Source organism: Pseudonocardia sp. HH130629-09, from assembly GCF_001294645.1.
Classification (GTDB): domain Bacteria; phylum Actinomycetota; class Actinomycetes; order Mycobacteriales; family Pseudonocardiaceae; genus Pseudonocardia.
The window spans coordinates 2,389,354-2,406,877 of the sequence record NZ_CP011868.1; the positions used below are offsets into that span (position 1 = coordinate 2,389,354).

The window sequence follows — 17,524 nt, forward strand, 5'->3', positions numbered from 1 at the left end:
CGGGGCCTGGGACCGTGCCCATCGTGCCGGTGACATCGCCGCCATGCAGTCCTAGCAGATCGGGCGACGCGAGGCGGGGCGGATCCACGGGACCTTCCTCGCAGCACTTGAACTGTCATAACGTGCATTATCGGCTCAGAACCGACGGGAGTTGCATCAGATGCGAGAGCTCCCGCGCTGGGGCGTTTCGGCGCAACCGCAGGTCGTACGGTCGGCCTCGACCGCCGGCTGTCGACGACGGGCTCAGACTGACCCCCTAGCGTCGGCTTGGGATTGACCCCCTCTGCACGACGCTGAGGGGGTGTTGTCGGTGGAGGACTGGGCCGAGATCCGTCGTCTGCATCGGGCCGAGGGTGTCCCGATCAAGGAGATCGCCCGCCGGCTGGGGTTGGCCCGCAACACGGTGCGCTCCGCGTTGCGGGCGCCGGGCCCGCCGAAGCGGGAACGGGGCCCGCGGGGATCGCTGGCGGATGCGGTCGAGCCGCAGGTGCGGGCATTGCTGGCGCAGTTCCCACGCATGCCGGCCACGGTGATCGCAGAGCGGATCGGGTGGGAGCACTCGCTGACCGTGCTCAAGGACCGGATCCGCCAGATCCGCCCCGAGTATGTCGGGATCGACCCGGTCGACCGGGTCGCCTACGCACCGGGCGAGATCACCCAGTGCGACCTGTGGTTCCCCGAGACCACGATCCCCGTCGGCCCAGGCCAGGAACGGGTCCTACCGGTGCTGGTGATGACGCTGGGCTACTCGCGGTTCTTGTCCGCGACGATGATCCCCTCGCGCCAGGCCGGGGACATCCTGTCCGGGATGTGGCAGCTGATCAGCGACGTCGGGCGGGTGACCCGCACGCTGGTCTGGGACCGGGAGTCTGCGATCGGCGGGACCGGGCGGGTCTCGGCACCGGCCGCTGCGTTCGCCGGCACTCTGGCCACCCGGATCCGGCTTGCCCCACCGCGGGATCCGGAGTTCAAGGGGCTGGTCGAACGCAACAACGGCTACTTCGAGACCTCGTTCCTGCCCGGACGTCGCTTCGCCTCCCCAGCCGACTTCAACCACCAGATCGACGACTGGCTGGCCCGGGCCAACACCCGCACCGTCCGAGCGATCGGCGGCCGCCCGGTGGACGTGCTCGCCCACGACTACGCGGCGATGACTCCGCTGCCGCCGCTGGACCCGCCGATCGGGCTGGCCCAGCGGATCCGGCTGGCACGGGACTACTACGTCCGCGTCGATGCCAACGACTACTCCGTGGATCCGCAGATGATCGGCCGGTTCGTCGATGTCGCCGCCTCACCGCGCGAGGTCGTCGTCTACTGCGCCGGCCAGGTCGTCGCCCGTCACGACCGCAGCTGGGCCCGCCACGCGGTGATCACCGACCCGGCGCACCAGCACACCGCCGCGGCGATGCGCCGCGCCCTGGCCCACGACCGCAACACCCGACAGGCCGCAGCACGCCGTCACCTCGACGGCCACCCGGTGACCCTGCGCGCACTGCCCGACTACGACGCCCTGTTCGGTGTCGACTTCGTCTCCACTGCCGAGGAAGCGAGCAGCTCATGACAACCACACCACCGAAGATCACCACCGACCCCGCTGGGAGCTCGGGGCCGGCCGGTCCGGTGCTGGCCGCGGTCCCCGACGGACTGCCGGCGATGATCGCCTACCTGACCCGGGTCCTGAAGACCCCGACCATCGCGGCCAGCTGGGAACAGCTTGCCGCCCAGGCCCGTGAGGAGAACTGGTCGCACGAGGAGTATCTGGGCGCGCTGCTGCAGCGCCAGGTCGCCGACCGCGAGTCCAAGGGCACGGTCATGCGGATCCGCACCGCGCACTTCCCCCAGGTCAAGACCTTGGAGGACTTCAACCTCGACCATCTGCCCTCGCTGCGCCGCGACATCCTGGCCCACCTGGCCACGAGCACGTTCGTCGCCAAGTGCGAGAACGTGATCCTGCTCGGCCCGCCCGGGATCGGGAAGACCCACCTCGCGATCGGGCTCGGCGTCAAAGCCGCCCACGCCGGCTACTCGGTCCTGTTCGACACCGCCAGCAACTGGATCACCAGACTCGCCGCCGCGCACCAGAGCGGCCGGCTCGAGGCCGAGCTGAAGAAGATCCGCCGCTACAAACTGATCATCATCGACGAGGTCGGCTACATCCCGTTCGACCAGGACGCAGCGAACCTGTTCTTCCAGCTCATCGCTTCCCGCTATGAACAAGGCAGCGTCATGGTCACCAGCAATCTGCCCTTCGGCCGCTGGGGCGAGACCTTCTCCGACGACGTCGTCGCCGCAGCCATGATCGACCGCCTCGTCCACCACGCCGAAGTCCTGACCCTGTCCGGGGACTCCTACCGCACCCGCGCCCGACGCGAGCTCCTGGCCAAACACAACCGCGCCAGCAACGACTGACCATCACCACACCACGCCGGGGGTCAGTTCCAATCCGTCGCTACGGGGTCACTCCCAACCCGCCGTTGACAGAGGCCCTTGTGACCCACGCTAACCCGGACTCTTCACGGGCTGTGCCGGTGATCTCCGACCCCAACTGAAGAAAGTGCCTCGTGACCAGGTAAGACAGCGGGTGTCGAAGCCCTGTCCGCCATGGTCGAGGAGGCACTTTCCGAGTGCAGACTACAAGCACGCGCCCACCGGTCATCGTGACCGCCGACGGCGCTGGGGTGGTGTCGCCCGTCGGGTCGCGTCTGCTGGCCGATGTCGCCGACCGGACCACGTTGACCAGTGAACTCTCGACCGCGCTCGCACCGCTGCGACGAGCTCGGGCGCGTCATGATCCGGGGCGGGTGCTGGTCGATCTGGCCGTCGCGGTCGCCGACGGGGCCACGAGGATCTGCGAGATCGCGGTCCTGGCCGATCAGGGCGCGGTGTTCGGGTCGGTGGCATCGGACTCGACCTGCTGGCGACTGCTCGACAAGCTCGACGAGCGCCGGTTGTCCTCGATCGCGGCGGGGCGGGCGCGGGCCCGGGAGGTGGTCTGGGCCCAGCACGCCGACGTCGATGGTCGCGCGTTTCCCGCGGCTCGGGTCGCCGGCCGCGACCTGCGCCGGCACGGCCGGGACGTGCTGGTGATCGATCTCGACGCCACGATCGTCATCGCCCACAGCGAGAAGGAACAGGCCACGCCCACGTTCAAGAAGACGTTCGGGTATCACCCGATGCTGGCGTTCTGCGACAACACCGGCGAGTTCCTCGCCGCCCGCTTGCGCCGCGGGAACGCCGGTGCGAACACCGCCGCGGATCACATCAACGTGCTCGACGACGCGCTCGCCCAGATCCCTGACGCGTTCCGTCACGGGCACCCGATCCTGGTCCGCACCGACACCGCGGGCGCCACGAAAGCCTTCCTCGCCCACATCCGAGCGCAACAAGACACAGCGGTGAGCTGTGAGTTCTCCGTCGGCTGGGCCGTCACCGACCGCGAACGCACCGTGATCAGCCTGGTCCCGAAGACGGTGTGGGCCGAGGCGGTCGACGCTGACGGCGGGCACCGTGACGGCGCCGGGCTGGCCGAGATCACCGGCTTGCTCCCCGCCTCCGCGTTGGTCGACTACCCGGCCGGGACCCGCGTTGTCGTCCGTCGCGAACGGCCGCATCCCGGCGCGCAGCTCGATGCGTTCGAGGAGCGTGACGGCTGGCGCTACACCGCGTTCGCCACCGACACCCGCGTCGGGCAGCTCGCCTTCCTCGACGCCCGCCACCGCGCCCACGCCCGGGTCGAGGACCGGATCCGCTGCGGCAAGGACACCGGCCTCAACCACTTCCCGTCCCGGTCCTTCGCCGTCAACGCGGCGTGGTTGACCGTGGTCATGCTCGCGGTCGACCTGATCACCTGGACCCAGCGCCTGCTTCTCGACGGCGACCTGGCGAAGGTCGAGCCGAAGGCGTTGCGCTACCGGTTGTTGCACACCGCCGCGCGGATCACCCGCGGGCAACGCCGAGTCTGGGTCCGTATCCAACGGTCCTGGCCCTGGGCGGTCGATCTCGCCCGCGCGTTCGCGCGGCTGTGCGCGTTGCCTGTTCCTGCTGGTTGATCTCCGAAGCCCGACACGACGAGCGGCGGGAGCTCCCGGCAGAACGCGCAGGCCGGCCCCTTCGCCATGCCCACCCATCGAACGAACCGGACCGGATCCGCCGCCAGCCGATCACGCGGTCAATCCGCAGCTCCGTGAATCACCAGGGCTAACGCTGCGCTGACTCCGCGTGCCCGGCTACGGCTGGCCCGTCTGATCGTCGACCAGGACTGGACCTGCTCCACCGCGGCCAGAATGTTCATGGTCGCCCCTCGCACCGCCCGAAAGTGGGCTGACCGCTACCGCGCCGAGGGCCCGCCCGGGATGGTCGACCGCAGCTCCCGACCACGGTCGATGCCGGCCAAGACCCCGCCGAGGCTGGTGAAGCAGATCGTGCGACTGCGGTGGCACCACCGACTCGGACCAGTACAGATCGGCGGCCGACTCGCTCTCGCCGCCTCGACCGTGCACGCGGTCCTGCGCCGCTGCCGGATCAACCGGCTCTCCCACATCGACCGGGTCACCGGCGAGCCCCTACGCCGCTACGAACACCCACACCCCGGCTCGTTGATCCACGTCGACGTCACCAAGTTCGGCAACATCCCCGACGGAGGCGGACACCGCTTCGTCGGACGCCGACAAGGCGCCCTGAACAAGCGGTCCACTCCCGGACTGCCCAGGGGAACCGACTACAAGCCGCGCACCGGCAGAGCGTTCGTCCACACCGTCATCGACGACCACTCCCGCGTCGCCTACGCCGAGATCCACAGCGACGAGAAAGCCGACACCGCCACCGGTGTGCTACGCCGGGCCGTGGACTGGTTGAACGCCCGCGGCGTGACCGTCGAACGGGTCCTGTCCGACAACGGCAGCTGCTACCGCTCACACGCCTGGCGTGACACCTGCAGCGAACTGGGCATCACCCACAAGCGAACCCGGCCCTACCGGCCTCAGACCAACGGCAAGATCGAACGTTTCCACCGCACCCTCGCCGACGGGTGGGCATACGCCCGCTTCCACCCCTGCGAAACGGCTCGGCGAGACGCGCTCCCCGGCTGGCTGCACTTCTACAATCACCACCGGCCCCACAGCGCAACCAACGGCCTACCGCCGATCAGTCGCCTGACCAACCTGCCTGGACATCACACCTAGGTCATGACTCTCGTGGTGGTCCGGTCGGGCCACCACCAGGTGCCGGTCGGGCACCCGGGTCCAGTCGGGGAACGCATGGGTCGGTTCGGAGGCGACGGTCACGCAGCCCGGTCCGATCCGGACGGCGAGTGCGTGCCGCCAGGCCGTCGCCCAGATCGTCGTGCCGTCGGTCAGCAGCAGGTTCAGCCGCGAGCCGGGCGCGGTCCGCTCGGTGTCGGCACAGACCCTGGCCAGCAGGTCGGCCGGGTCGGCGCCGTCGGCGAGACCCCGCCGGACCACCGCCCACAGCAGTGCCGCGTCGGTGGGGGCGTCGAGGGTCATCAGGTAGGTGACGGGCAGTGCCGCCGCGGCTTCCGCGAGGGACTCCGGCCAGCCGCGGACGACGCCGTTGTGGCTGAACAGCCACCGCCCGTCGGTGAAGGGGGCGGCGGCCGTCGCGGTGACCGGCATCCCGACCGTCGCCGAGCGGACGGCGGCGAGCACGGCACCCGACGTCGTCGCGCCGGCCAGCGCGGCGTAGGACGTGTCGGACCACAGCGGCGACGCCGAGCGGACCCGCACCGGCGTCGTGCTCCCGGGCGGGTACCAGCCGGTGCCGTGGCCGTCGGCGTTGATCGTGCCGCCACCGCGCATGTCGGCCGGGGCGTAGGACTGCGCGAGCAGCCCGTGCTCCGGTTCCAGGACAAGCGACGCCAGTGTGGCCGGTTCCCCCAGGTACGCGAGGTGCCTACACACCGGCGTCGCGGACCAGCCGGAACCCGGCGAAGATCTGTCGGCGGATCGGGTGGTCCCAGTTGCGGAACGTCGCCCGGATCGCCGCCGGATCGGTGCCGAACGACCCGCCACGCAGGACGGCGTAGTCCCCGCCGAAGAAGACCTCCGAGTACTCGGGGTACGGGAACACGGTGAACCCCGGGTAGGGGTGCCAGCCGGAGTCGCACCACTCCCAGACGTCGCCGACCATCTGCTGCACCCCGAGCGCGGACGCACCGGCCGGGTAGGCGCCGACCGGGGCCGGCTGCAGGTGCCGCTGCCCCAGGTTGGCGTGCTCGGCGCGGGGCTCGTCGTCGCCCCAGGGGAAGCGCCGCGAGCGGCCGGTCGCCGGGTCGAAGCGGGCGGCCTTCTCCCACTCCGCCTCGGTGGGCAGCCGCTTTCCGACCCAGCGGGCGTAGGCCTGCGCCTCGTGGAAGGACACGTGCACGACGGGCTCGTCGTCGGGCACCCGCTCGACGATCCCGAACCGTCGCCGCCACCAGGTGCCGTCGGCGTCGCGGGACCAGAACCGCGGCGCGGCCAGCCCTTCCTCCGTGCGGTGCGCCCAGCCGGCGTCGGTCCACAGCCGCGGGTCGTCGTAGCCGCCCGCGTCGACGAACGCCGCGAACGCGCCGTTGGTGACCGGGTGCACGTCGATCCGGAACGCGGGCAGGTCGACGACGTGCGCGGGCCGCTCGTTGTCCAGCGACCACGGCTCGGCCGAGGTGCCCATCTCGAACGGGCCCGCCGGGACGAGGACCTCCGCCGCCGGGTCCACCACCCCGGCCGGGCGGGGCGGCGAGGCGGCGTCGAGCACCGGCGCCCCGGAGCGCAGCTGGTGGGTGGCGAGCATGGTCTCGTCGTGCTGCTGCTCGTGCTGCACGATCATCCCGAACGCGAAGCCCTCGGCTTCCAGCGGACGACCGCGCAGCGGGCTGCGGTGCAGCGCGTCGAGTGCCTTGTCCCGGACCTCGGCGACGTAGCCGCGGGCCTCGGCCGGGGTGAGCAGCGGCAGCGTGACCCGCGACGAGCGGGAGTGCTGGAACGCGTCGTAGAGGCCGTCGATCTCCGGGCGCAGCGGCTCGCGACCGCCCACGTCACGGACGAGCCACAGCTCCTCCATCGACCCGATGTGCGCGAGGTCCCAGACCAGCGGTGACATCAGCGGCGAGTGCTGGGCCTGCAGCTCGCCGTCGTCGAGATCGGTCAGCGCGGTGCTGCGGCCCCGCGAGCGCTCCAGCAGCGCCGCGACCCGGGTGCGCATGGTCTCCGGGCGCTCCCCGGGCGCCGCGGGCCCGGTCAGGGGTCCGGTGGGAACGGTGGGGTCGGCGGTCATGCCACGTCCTCCTCGACGGCTCGGGTGGTCGGGGTGGCGGTGTCACCGGGTCTGGCGGGGCCTCGACCGGCCTGGGGCAGGTACAGCCCCGGCGGGAACGGGTCGGCGACCGGTCCCGCGCCGTGCTCGGCCGGGTCGGCCTCGTCGGCGGGGCAGCGCCCGCGCAGCACGCGCTGCTCGGTGACCTCCCGCAGCCGGTCCAGCAGCGGTGCGGGGGCGGTGGTCAGCGGGTGCGTGCCGGCGGCCAGCACGTCGCAGGCCAGCGGGAACAGCGCGGCCGCCGCGGCGGCGAGCCCGGGGTGGTCCAGTCCGTCGCGGGCGGCGGCGACCCACTCGTCGCGGACCGGCTCGCACAGCTCCCGCACCCGGTCGACGACGGTGTCGGTGGTCAGCGCGAGCAGGACCGCGGAGGGCAGCGCCCAGTCCTCGCCGGCCTGGCCGTCGACGTAGCGCACCTCGAGGTAGCCCTGCGGACGGACCGGCGGGAACAGGGTCGACACGTGGTAGTCGAGGTCGGCCAGCGTCGGCGGCCGGTCGAGGACCCCGCCACGGACGCGCCCGGACACCCAGTCGGCGAAGGTGACCCCGGGCGGCACCGACCAGGTCCCGGTGCCGCGCACGCACAGCAGCGGGGTGGTGACCACCCGGCGAGCCCACGCCGCGGCCGGGTCGGTACCGGACGCCGCGATGGACGGCGGCGCGGTCCGCGAGGGGTCCAGGCTCAGCCAGCACGCCTGCCGGGAGGACTTCCAGCCGGTGCGGCGGCCGTGCTGCACGGGCGAGTTCGCGAACGCCGCGAGCAGCACCGGGCCGAACTCGTGCAGGACCGCCCAGCGGTCGGCGATCCCGGCGGCCGGGCCGGCGTCCAGGCTGACCTGCACCGCGGCCGTGGAGCACATGCCGCTGCGGCCGTGCGGGCCGACGCCGTCGAACACGCACTCCATGGCCGCGTAGCGCGGCAGGTCCAGCAGCCGCCGGGCGGGTCGGACCGGGTCGGCGGCGCGGTCGTGCGGGCGCAGGCCGTACTCGGCGAGCAGTCCGTGGAGGTGGGCGGAGTCGGCGGTGAGGGCGCCGAGGAGGGCCTTGAGCGAGCCGGCGGGAGCGCTGGAGATCTCGATCTGGCCGCCCGGCTCGACGGTCACGGTGCCGCCCGCGGGGAGCGGGGCCGCGTGCGAGGCGGGGGCCAGGGAGGCCGGGCAGTGCGGGCCGAGCGCGGCACGCACGGCACCGAGGTCGACCGGGTCGGCCGGATGACCGGGTCGGTGGAGCATCCATTCGATCTCGACACCGGCCAGGGTCGGGGGGCCGTGTTTGAAGCAGACCGACGCCACGTAGGCCTCGGCCTCCCCCACGCTGCGGAGCACACCGTCGGTGCTCTGGTGGTCCAGGGTCACCAGGTCGACGCTACCCCCGACGTGTGACACCCGCACGCGATGAAATCGTGTTCCGCGGGACCGCGGGTGACCGGCGGCACGACCGTCCCCCCATGCAGGACAAGCGTACGGAATACTGGGGGCATGCCCCGTGTCAGCACCGACCAGCTCGCCGCGCGCCGGCAGCAGATCCTCTCCGGTGCCCGGACCTGCTTCGCCGACCACGGCTACGAGGGCGCCACCGTACGGCGGCTCGAGGAGTACACCGGGCTGTCCCGTGGCGCGATCTTCCACTACTTCCGGGACAAGGAGGCGCTGTTCCTCGCCCTGGCCGAGCAGGACGCCACCCGGATGGCCGACGTCGTCGCCGAGCAGGGCCTGGTGCAGGTCATGCGCGACCTGCTGCGCGACGGATCGGACCGCAGCTGGCTGGGCACCCGCCTGGAGGTCTCGCGACGGCTGCGCACCGAGCCGGAGTTCCGGGCCCGCTGGCAGCAGCACTCCGGCGCGCTGACCGCCGCCACCCGGGCGCGGCTGGAACGCCAGGCCGCGGCCGGCGCCCTGCGCGACGACGTGCCGGTCCCGGTGCTCGCCCAGTACCTGGAGCTGGTGCTGGAGGGGCTCGTGTCGCACCTGGCGATGGGCCTGCCCGCCGACGACCTCGGCCCGGTGCTCGACCTCGTGGAGAACGCCGTCCGCGCGCCGTTGATGCGCTGACCGCCCGCGGCCAGCATGATCGGCGCCATGCCGTTCCCCTTCCACCCCGCGGGCGACGACCCCGTGCCGGCCGCCGTCCGCGGGTTCGCCCGGGCCCACGCCGACCTCGTCGTCCTGCACGAGGACCCGATCCACCTGGTCGCCCGCGATCGGGCTCCCGGCAGGCGGGTCGGGCTGGTCTCCGGTGGGGGGGCCGGCCACGAGCCGCTGCACGCCGGGTTCCTCGGCCGCGGGATGCTCGACGCCGTCGCCCCCGGCCCGGTGTTCACCTCCCCGCACAACAAGGCCGTGCTGCACGCCTCCCGGGCCGCCGCCGGCCCGGACGGGGTCCTGCACGTCGTCAAGAACTACACCGGCGACCGGATCAACTTCGGCATCGCCGCGGAGCGGCTGCGGATGGAGGGCGTCGACGTCGCCCGGGTCCTCGTCGACGACGACCTGGCCACCGACGGGCTCGACACCGCCACCGGGCGGCGCGGGACCGGGGCGACCGTCGTCGTCGAGAAGATCCTCGGGGCCGCCGCGGACACCGGCGCCGGGCTCACCGAGCTCGCGACGCTGGGCGCGGACGTCGCCGCCGCCTCGCGCAGCCTCGCCGTCGCCTCCCGCGCGCAGAGCTCGGCCCGCACCGGGGAGCCCGCGTTCGCCCTCGACGGGCAGCTCGACTACGGCGTCGGCATCCACGGCGAGCGGGCACGGCGTTCGGTCGACCGGCCGCCCACCGAGGAGCTCGTCGACCGGATGCTCGACGAGATCGTCGCCGGCCTGCCCGCGGGCCCCGACCAGGTCGTCCTGGTCGTCAACGGCATGGGGGGCACGGCGCTGCTGGAGCTGTACGTGCTCGCCGAGCTGGCCGCCATCGCGCTGGAGGCACGGGGGCTGGAGCGGGCGGGCCTGCTTGTCGGCACCTTCGTGCCCGCCCTGGACATGGCCGGGTTCTCCCTCACCCTGACCCGGATGCGCCCGGAGTGGACGGACCTGTGGTCCGCCCCCGCGCGGACGGCCGCCTTCCCCCGGACGGAGACCTCATGACCGGCCAGCGGATCGACCAGGACGCCGTGCTGGCCCGGTTCGCCCGGGCCGTCGAGGACGGTCACGGCGCGCTCACCGACCTCGACCAGCACTCCGGCGACGGCGACTACGGGGACAACCTGCGTGCCGGGGTCCGGCTGGCCGTCACGCTCGCGGAGCGCGGCCCGCAGCGCGGTTTCGGCGCGCTCGGCGAGGTCTTCCTCGACGAGGTCGGCGGCACCAGCGGCCCGCTGCTGGGCCTGCTGTTCTCCGAGATCGCCCGCGCGCTGTCCTACGGCTCGGCCGACGCGGCCGCGTTCGCCGCGGGCGCCCGGGCCGGGCTGACCGCGATCCAGCGGGTCGGCGAGGCCGAGGTGGGCGACCGGACGATGGTCGACGCGCTCGCCCCCGCCGTGACCGCGCTGGACCGTGCGGGGTTCGCCGCGGCGGCGGCCGCGGCCCTCGACGGCGCCGAACGGACCGCGGAGCTCGCGGCCCGGCACGGCCGCGCGTCCTACGTCGGGGAGCGTGCGAAGGGCGCACCGGACCCCGGCGCGGTCGGCGTCGCGCTGCTGTTCGCCGCGGTCGCCGCGGTCGCCGAGCCCGACGCCGAGGTGGCGGACCCGCTGGCCGGCCGGACCTGAGTCCCGTCCGCGGGCCGTTCAGCTCGCGGTCGCGGCCGGGAGGAACTGGGTGCGGTGAAGGGTGGCGTAGCGGCCGTCGGCGGCCAGCAGCTCGTCGTGGGTGCCGGACTCGACGACCCGACCGCCCTCCAGCACCGCGATCCGGTCGGCCGCCCGCACGGTGGACAGCCGGTGCGCGATGACGATCGCGGTCCGCCCGACCAGCGCCTCGGCCAGTGCCTCCTGCACCGCGGCCTCGGACTCGGAGTCGAGGTGGGCGGTGGCCTCGTCGAGGATCACCACCCGCGGGCGGGCCAGCAGCAGCCGGGCGATGGTCAGGCGCTGGCGCTCGCCGCCGGAGAGCCGGTAGCCGCGCTCCCCCACCACCGTGTCGAGGCCGTCGGGCAGCGTGTCGAGCAGGTCGCCGAGCCGGGCGCGGCGCAACGCGTCGACCATCTCGTCGTCGGTGGCGGCGGGTGCGGCGTAGCGCAGGTTCCCGGCGATGGTGTCGTGGAACAGGTGCCCGTCCTGGGTGACCATGCCGACGGCACCACGCAGTGTGGCGAACGACAGGTCCCGCACGTCCACCCCGGACAGCTCCACCGAGCCGGAGTCGACATCGTAGAGCCGGGGGGCCAGCGAGGCCAGCGTCGACTTCCCGGCCCCGGACGACCCGACCAGGGCCAGCAGCCCTCCGCCGTGGACGTGCAGGTCGACGCCGTGCAGCACCTCGGCGTTGACCCGCTGGTCGAGCACCGCGACCTCCTCCAGCGAGGCCAGGGAGACGTCGGTGGCCCTGGGGTAGGTGAACCGGACCCCGCGCAGGGCCACGTCGACGGGACCGTCGGGCAGCGGGGCCGGATCGGGCCGCTCGGTCAGCATCGGACGCAGGTCCAGCACCTCGAAGACCCGCTCGAAGGCGACCAACGCGGTCATGACGTCGACGCGGGCGTTGGCCAGCGCCGTCATCGGGGTGTAGAGCCTGCTCAGCAGCAGCCCGAGCGCGACGACGGTGCCCGCCGGAATCGATCCGGTCACCGCGAGGTAGCCGCCGAGACCGTAGATCATGGCCTGGGCCAGCGCCGACACCAGCTGCAGCGCGGTGACGAACAGCCGCGACACCATCGCCGACCGGACACCGATGTCGCGCACCCGCGACACCTGGCCGCGGAAGACGACGGCCTCGGAGTCGGGGTCGCCGAACAGCTTCACCAGCGTGGCGCCGGGTGCGGAGAACCGCTCGGTCATCTGGTTGCCCATGGTGGCGTTGAGCTCGGCGGCCTCGCGGCGCAGCTCGGCGAGCCAGGTCCCCATCCGCCGGGCCGGGAGCACGAACACCGGCAGCAGCAGCATCGCCAGCACGGTGACCTGCCAGGCCAGCCCGATCATCACCGCGACGGCCAGCACGAGCTGGATGCTGTTGGACAGCACGGTGGACAGGGTGCCGGTGATGGCGGTCTGGGCGCCGATCACGTCGTTGTTGAGCCTGCTGACCAGCGCCCCGGTCCGGGTGCGGGAGAAGAACGCCAACGGCATCGACTGGACGTGGCGGAACACCGCCACCCGCAGGTCCTCGATCAGACCCTCACCGAGCCGCGCGGAGAACCAGCGCCCGGTGAGCCCGACCACCGCCTCGAGGACGGCCATCCCGGCGATCGCCCCGGCGATCACCATCACGACCCGGGCGGCGTCGGGCAGGTCGTTCGCCGCGACGATCGTGTTGACCACGCGGCCGGCCAGCACCGGCGTGGCGACCCCGATCACCGCGGTGACGGTGGTCAGGGCCAGGTAGGACAGCAGCCAGCGGCGGTAGGGCCGGACGAAGCCCCAGATCCGGGGCCAGGTGCCCCGCGCGACGGAGCCACGGCGGATGGACGTCGAGTCCGCCCCCCGGATGACCCCGCGCATCAGGGTGAGCGGGCGATCCAACGGTGTTCCCCTTCGCCGGTGGTGGACGGCGAGGATTCACGTTACGGCGCGCGCGGCGGGCGGGCGCGGCGATCACGCGCCCGGCGGCCCGGGGCCAGGGCACACGACCGACCGGGACACACGACGACGCCGCCCCGGGCCCGTTTCTCGACCCGGTCGGCGGCGCCGACGAGAGAGCTACTTCTTCTTGGTGCGGGTGGCGCCGCCGCGCCCGCGCAGCGTCACACCCGTCTCGGACAGGACCCGGTGGACGAATCCGTACGACCGCCCGGTCTGCTCGGCCAGCGAACGGATGCTGGCGCCCTTCTCGTACTTCTTCTTCAGGTCGGCGGCGAGTTTGCCCCGCTGCGTCCCGGTGATCCGGGCGCCCTTCTTCAGCTCGGCCATCGGCCCTCCTCATCCCCTCAGCTCGGCCATCGGCCCTCCTCATCCCCTCCGCGGATGCCCCCGCGGATCGCCGCATCAGCCGCGACGATCAGGTCATGATGATCCAGTTGACGATTGATGACCAGATCGCGGAAAACGCGATCGGCGAACGGTTACCCCGAACGGTCCAGCACCGCGAGCACCGTTCGACGGCGCCGTCCGTCGGGTGGCGCAACGAACCACCCGTCGGGACCGGCCGAGGAGGTCGCCGCGGCCGCCCGCGACACGTGCCGGACACGTCCGATGATCGTGGTGGTCCGGTCGGGTGATCACCGCGGCGTGCGGTGACCGGTCAGGCGAGCTGAACCAGTTCCAGGTAGTCGGCCGACCAGTGGTCCTCGGTGCCGTCGGGCAGCACGATCACCCGGTCCGGCTCCAGCGCCTCGACCGCGCCCGGGTCGTGGGTCACGAGCACGACGGCCCCCTCGAAGCGGCGCAGCGCGTCGAGCACCTGCTCGCGGCTGGCCGGATCCAGGTTGTTGGTCGGCTCGTCGAGCAGCAACACGTTCGCCGCCGAGGACACCAGCCCGGCCAGGGCGAGCCGGGTCCGCTCACCGCCGGACAGCGTCCCGGCGGGCTGCTCGAGCTGCTCCCCGGAGAACATGAACGACCCGAGCAGGGTCCGCAGCTGCTGCTCGGGGGCGTCCGGGCTGGCGTGGCGGATGTTGTCCCAGACCGAGGCGTCCATGTCGAGCGTGTCGTGCTCCTGGGCGAAGTAGCCCCGGCGCAGCCCGTGACCAGGGACGACACCGCCCGAGTCGGACTCCTCGGTGCCGGCCAGGATCCGCAGCAGCGTCGTCTTCCCGGCACCGTTGAAGCCCAGCACCACGACCTTCGACCCGCGGTCCACCGCGAGATCCACCCCGGTGAAGACCTCCAGCGACCCGTAGGCCTTGGACAGGTTCTCCGCGGTGAGCGGGGTCCGCCCGCAGGGCGCCGGGGTCGGGAACCGGATGTGCGCGACGCGGTCGGCCTGACGCTCGTCGTCCAGGCCGGCGAGCAGTGCGTCGGCGCGGCGGGCCATGTTCTTCGCCGCGACGGCCTTGGTGGCCTTCGCGCCCATCTTCGCGGCCTGCACGTGCAGCGCGGACGCCTTCTTCTCGGCGTTGGCCCGCTCGCGGCGACGACGCTTCTCGTCGGTGGCGCGCGCCTCCAGGTACCGCTTCCAGTCCATGTTGTACTGGTCGGCCTCGCCGCGGGTCGCGTCGAGGAACCAGACCTTGTTCACCACCGCGGCCAGCAGCTCGGTGTCGTGGCTGATCACGACGAGCCCGCCCTCGTGCGACTGCAGGAACCCGCGCAGCCAGGTGATCGAGTCGGCGTCGAGGTGGTTGGTGGGCTCGTCGAGCAGCAGCGTGGTCGCCGACTGCGACCCGCCGTCGGAGGCCGCGAACAGGATCCGGGCCAGCTCCACACGCCGACGCTGACCGCCCGACAGCGTCCGCATCGGCTGGGCGAGCACCCGCTCGGGCAGCCCCAGATGGGTGCAGATCCGCGCGGCCTCGGACTCCGCGGCGTAGCCGCCGAGGGCGGAGAACCGCTCCTCGAGCCGGCCGTACTCGCGGATCGCCTTGTCGTTCGCGGCCGGGTCGGCCAGCTCGGCCATCGCCGTCTGCGCCTTCTCCATCTTCGCGAGCAGCACGTCCAGGCCGCGGGCCGAGAGCACCCGGTCCTTCGCCGTCACCGACAGGTCGCCCTCGCGCGGGTCCTGCGGCAGGTAGCCGACCGGGGAGTTCGCGGTCCGCTGCCCGGAGTACGGCTCTCCCTCGCCGGCCAGCACCCGCATCGAGGCGGTCTTGCCCGCGCCGTTGCGCCCGACCAGACCGATCCGGTCGCCGGGCTGCACCCGCAGGGTCGCACCGGAGAGCAGGATGCGGGACCCGGCACGCAGTTCGAGGTCGGTCGTGGTGATCACGTGAAAGAGCTCCAGACGGAGGACGAGGAGTGACGCTGAGAGGACCGGACGCGGGCACACCTGTGCCCGGGAGCCGGTCTACTCGATCAGGATCACGCGGCCAGACTACCGGCCGGGTCCACGGTGTTTCCCACGTAGGGTCGTTCCCCATGACCGATCTCACCTCCCTGGCCGGTCGGGCGGCACTGGTCACCGGCGCCTCACGGGGCATCGGCCACGGCGTCGCGGCCGCGCTGCTGGCGCGCGGCGCGTCGGTGACGATCACCGGGCGGCACGCCCCCGAGCTCGACGCGGCGGCCGCCGGTCTCGCGGCCGCCGCGGGTGTCGACGGTGGCCGGGTGCTGACCGTCGCCGGCAACGCCGGGGACGCGGCGCACCGGGCCGCCGCGGCGGAGGCGACGGTGGCGGCATTCGGCTCGCTGGACGTGCTGGTCAACAACGCCGGGATCAACCCCCAGCACGGGCCGATGGTCGAGGCCGACCTCGACGCCGTCCGCAAGATCCTCGACGTCAACGTCGTCGCCGCGCTCGGGTTCGTCCAGCAGGCGCACCGGGTCTGGATGGGCGCGCACGGCGGCGCGGTCGTCAACGTCGCCTCGGTCGCGGCGCTGCGCGCCACCGGCGTCATCGGTGCCTACGGGGCGTCGAAGGCGGCGCTGCTCACCCTGACCGAGGAGCTGGCGGGCCAGCTCGGCCCCGACATCCGGGTCAACGCCGTCGCCCCCGCCGTGGTGCGGACGCGGTTCGCCGAGGCGCTCTACGCCCGGGACGAGGCGTCGGTCGTGGCGGGCTACCCGCTGGGGCGCATCGGGGAGCCGGCGGACGTCGCCGAGGCGGTCGCGTTCCTCGTCTCCGACGCCACGTCCTGGGTCACCGGGGCCACCCTGCGGATCGACGGCGGCAGCCTGTCCGCCGGGCGGCACCGGGAGGACCCGCGGTGACCGGGACGGCCGGTGGGGCCGCGGCGCCGCAGCCCTCGGGTGCCCCCGGGCCGACGGTCGCCGACGTGCTGGTGCTCGGCGGCGGGCCGGCCGGGCGTGCACTCGCCGCGGCGTGCGCGGAGGCCGGGCTGCGCACCTTACTCGCCGACCCCGCCCCGGAGCGGGCGTGGACCGCGACCTACTGCGCGTGGCCCGAGGAGCTGCCGCCGCACCTGCCGGCCACGACGGTCGCGGCCCGGCCGGAGGCGGTGGCCGTGCTGCCCGGCGGCGGCACCCGCGCGCTGGGCCCGTACGCGGTGCTGGACACCGCCGGGCTGCGCGCCCACCTCGACGCCCGGCTCGCCGGGGTCACGGTGCTGCCCGGCCGCGCCGCCGGCGACGACGTCCGGCCCGACGGCCACCGGTACCGGGTGCGGCTGCGCGTCCCGGGCGACCGGGGCGGTGACGGCGGGAGCAGCGGTGGCAGCAGCGACACGGCCCCGCGGAACGACGCGACGCAGGTCGTCGACGCGGCACTGGTCGTCGACGCGACGGGGGCGCCGTCGCGCCTACGGCCCGGCCTGGCGGGCGGGACCGAGCAGACCGCCTGGGGGGTCGTCGTCGACGAGCGGGCGGCCGCACCCGTGGTGCGGCCCGGCGAGGCCGTCTTCATGGACTGGCGCTCCCCCGGCCCGCACCGGCCCGGGTGGACGGACTGGCCGACGTTCCTCTACGCCGTCCCCTACGGCGACGGCACCGTGCTCCTGGAGGAGACCTCCCTCGCGCGACGGCCGGGGCTGCCGCTGCCCGAGCTGCGCGACCGGCTCACGGCCCGGCTCGCCGGGGCGGGCGTCACCGTGCCCGACGGCGCCCCCGTCGAGCGGGTGCGCTTCCCGGTCGACACCCCGCGCGGTCCGCGGCACCCCGTCGGGTTCGGGGCGGCGACCCCGCTGGTGCACCCGGCCACCGGGTTCAGCGTCGCCCCCGCGCTCGGGCTGGCCCCCCGGCTGGCCGCGGAGCTGGCCCGCTACCTGCCGCACGATCCCGCCGCCGCGACGACGGCGGCCCGGCGGCTGCTCTGGCCCCGGTCGGCCCGCGCGGTGCACCGGCTGCGCCGGCACGGGCTGCGCACCGTACTGGAGATGCCGCCGCACCTCGTGCCGGACTTCTTCGACGCGTTCTTCGCCGGGCGCAGCGGACGCGCGTTCCTCACCGGCCGCGACGACCTGACCGGCACCCTCGCCGGAATGGCCGGGGTGTTCCGGGCCGCTCCGCCGGCCGTGCGTACGCGCATGCTGCGATCAGCTGCCGCATTCCACCCGAACGGGCGATGACGGGAGG

15 protein-coding genes are annotated in these 17,524 nt (G+C 73.5%); 9 read left to right on the forward strand and 6 right to left on the reverse strand.

The features are described from left to right. Nucleotides 1–301 precede the first annotated feature (301 nt). From istA to XF36_RS11030, 4 genes are all read left to right on the forward strand, one after another. Nucleotides 302–1,561 carry an IS21 family transposase gene (gene istA / locus XF36_RS11015; RefSeq protein ID WP_145981328.1) on the forward strand — a complete coding sequence of 420 codons (1,260 nt, stop codon included), beginning with the start codon at nucleotides 302–304 and terminating at the stop codon, nucleotides 1,559–1,561. Next, nucleotides 1,558–2,409, forward strand: coding sequence for an IS21-like element helper ATPase IstB (gene istB, locus XF36_RS11020; protein ID WP_060713594.1), 852 nt, complete (start codon nucleotides 1,558–1,560; stop codon nucleotides 2,407–2,409). Before istA ends, istB begins: the two co-directional genes overlap by 4 nt. A gap of 215 nt (nucleotides 2,410–2,624) precedes the next feature. Continuing rightward, nucleotides 2,625–4,049, forward strand: coding sequence for an IS1380 family transposase (locus tag XF36_RS11025; protein WP_060711648.1), 1,425 nt, complete (start codon nucleotides 2,625–2,627; stop codon nucleotides 4,047–4,049). Nucleotides 4,050–4,187: 138 nt separating this feature from the next. After that, complete coding sequence (locus tag XF36_RS11030) at nucleotides 4,188–5,180, forward strand: IS481 family transposase (protein WP_082375333.1); 993 nt, start codon at nucleotides 4,188–4,190, stop codon at nucleotides 5,178–5,180. On the opposite strand, the gene egtC is transcribed toward XF36_RS11030, so the two are convergent. The 3 genes from egtC to egtA all read right to left on the reverse strand — a co-directional run bounded on the left by egtC (nucleotide 5,133) and on the right by egtA (nucleotide 8,663). After that, nucleotides 5,133–5,915 (reverse strand): ergothioneine biosynthesis protein EgtC, encoded by a 783-nt coding sequence (gene egtC / locus XF36_RS11035; protein ID WP_060711926.1) that lies wholly within the window; start codon nucleotides 5,913–5,915, stop codon nucleotides 5,133–5,135. The genes XF36_RS11030 and egtC overlap by 48 nt on opposite strands. Next, nucleotides 5,908–7,197 carry an ergothioneine biosynthesis protein EgtB gene (egtB, locus tag XF36_RS11040; RefSeq protein WP_414706239.1) on the reverse strand — a complete coding sequence of 430 codons (1,290 nt, stop codon included), beginning with the start codon at nucleotides 7,195–7,197 and terminating at the stop codon, nucleotides 5,908–5,910. Before egtB ends, egtC begins: the two co-directional genes overlap by 8 nt. A gap of 68 nt (nucleotides 7,198–7,265) precedes the next feature. After that, nucleotides 7,266–8,663, reverse strand: coding sequence for an ergothioneine biosynthesis glutamate--cysteine ligase EgtA (gene egtA / locus XF36_RS11045; RefSeq protein ID WP_238589219.1), 1,398 nt, complete (start codon nucleotides 8,661–8,663; stop codon nucleotides 7,266–7,268). 123 nt (nucleotides 8,664–8,786) lie between these two features. Between egtA and XF36_RS11050 the strand changes: the two genes are divergently transcribed. From XF36_RS11050 to XF36_RS11060, 3 genes are read left to right on the forward strand one after another with little or no spacing between them, the layout of a single operon-like run. Then, the gene (locus tag XF36_RS11050; RefSeq protein ID WP_020625434.1) at nucleotides 8,787–9,359 is read left to right on the forward strand and encodes a TetR/AcrR family transcriptional regulator; all 573 of its coding nucleotides are present in this window, start codon (nucleotides 8,787–8,789) and stop codon (nucleotides 9,357–9,359) included. 27 nt (nucleotides 9,360–9,386) lie between these two features. Further along, nucleotides 9,387–10,391: a dihydroxyacetone kinase subunit DhaK gene (locus tag XF36_RS11055; protein ID WP_060714597.1), complete on the forward strand. Its 1,005-nt coding sequence runs from the start codon at nucleotides 9,387–9,389 to the stop codon at nucleotides 10,389–10,391. Beyond that, complete coding sequence (locus XF36_RS11060; RefSeq protein ID WP_060714598.1) at nucleotides 10,388–11,014, forward strand: DAK2 domain-containing protein; 627 nt, start codon at nucleotides 10,388–10,390, stop codon at nucleotides 11,012–11,014. The genes XF36_RS11055 and XF36_RS11060 overlap by 4 nt, the downstream gene beginning before the upstream one ends. Nucleotides 11,015–11,032: 18 nt before the next feature. On the opposite strand, the gene XF36_RS11065 is transcribed toward XF36_RS11060, so the two are convergent. The 3 genes from XF36_RS11065 to XF36_RS11075 all read right to left on the reverse strand — a co-directional run bounded on the left by XF36_RS11065 (nucleotide 11,033) and on the right by XF36_RS11075 (nucleotide 15,263). Beyond that, a complete protein-coding gene (locus tag XF36_RS11065; protein ID WP_060711929.1) occupies nucleotides 11,033–12,922 on the reverse strand; it encodes an ABC transporter ATP-binding protein in 1,890 nt (629 codons plus the stop codon). 177 nt (nucleotides 12,923–13,099) lie between these two features. After that, on the reverse strand, nucleotides 13,100–13,309 hold the full coding sequence (locus XF36_RS11070) for a helix-turn-helix domain-containing protein (RefSeq protein ID WP_010240451.1): 210 nt from the start codon (nucleotides 13,307–13,309) through the stop codon (nucleotides 13,100–13,102). Between the two features lie 331 nt (nucleotides 13,310–13,640). Beyond that, entirely contained in the window at nucleotides 13,641–15,263 is a 1,623-nt protein-coding gene (locus XF36_RS11075) for an ABC-F family ATP-binding cassette domain-containing protein (RefSeq protein ID WP_060711930.1), read from the reverse strand. Nucleotides 15,264–15,412: 149 nt separating this feature from the next. On the opposite strand from XF36_RS11075, the gene XF36_RS11080 reads away from it, so the two are divergent. Both XF36_RS11080 and XF36_RS11085 read left to right on the forward strand, forming a co-directional pair. Next, on the forward strand, nucleotides 15,413–16,204 hold the full coding sequence (locus XF36_RS11080) for an SDR family oxidoreductase (protein WP_060711931.1): 792 nt from the start codon (nucleotides 15,413–15,415) through the stop codon (nucleotides 16,202–16,204). Beyond that, complete coding sequence (locus XF36_RS11085; protein ID WP_082375334.1) at nucleotides 16,201–17,517, forward strand: lycopene cyclase family protein; 1,317 nt, start codon at nucleotides 16,201–16,203, stop codon at nucleotides 17,515–17,517. Before XF36_RS11080 ends, XF36_RS11085 begins: the two co-directional genes overlap by 4 nt. Nucleotides 17,518–17,524: the final 7 nt, after the last annotated feature.

Bases quoted from the DNA above. Each gene is read 5' to 3' on its own strand.
- egtB (WP_414706239.1), bottom strand. From the start codon at position 7,197: ATGCGCACCCGGGTCGCGGCGCTGCTGGAGCGCTCGCGGGGCCGCAGC.
- XF36_RS11080 (WP_060711931.1), top strand. From the start codon at position 15,413: ATGACCGATCTCACCTCCCTGGCCGGTCGGGCGGCACTGGTCACCGGC.
- istB (WP_060713594.1), top strand. From the start codon at position 1,558: ATGACAACCACACCACCGAAGATCACCACCGACCCCGCTGGGAGCTCG.
- XF36_RS11050 (WP_020625434.1), top strand. From the start codon at position 8,787: ATGCCCCGTGTCAGCACCGACCAGCTCGCCGCGCGCCGGCAGCAGATC.
- XF36_RS11070 (WP_010240451.1), bottom strand. From the start codon at position 13,309: ATGGCCGAGCTGAAGAAGGGCGCCCGGATCACCGGGACGCAGCGGGGC.
- XF36_RS11060 (WP_060714598.1), top strand. From the start codon at position 10,388: ATGACCGGCCAGCGGATCGACCAGGACGCCGTGCTGGCCCGGTTCGCC.
- XF36_RS11055 (WP_060714597.1), top strand. From the start codon at position 9,387: ATGCCGTTCCCCTTCCACCCCGCGGGCGACGACCCCGTGCCGGCCGCC.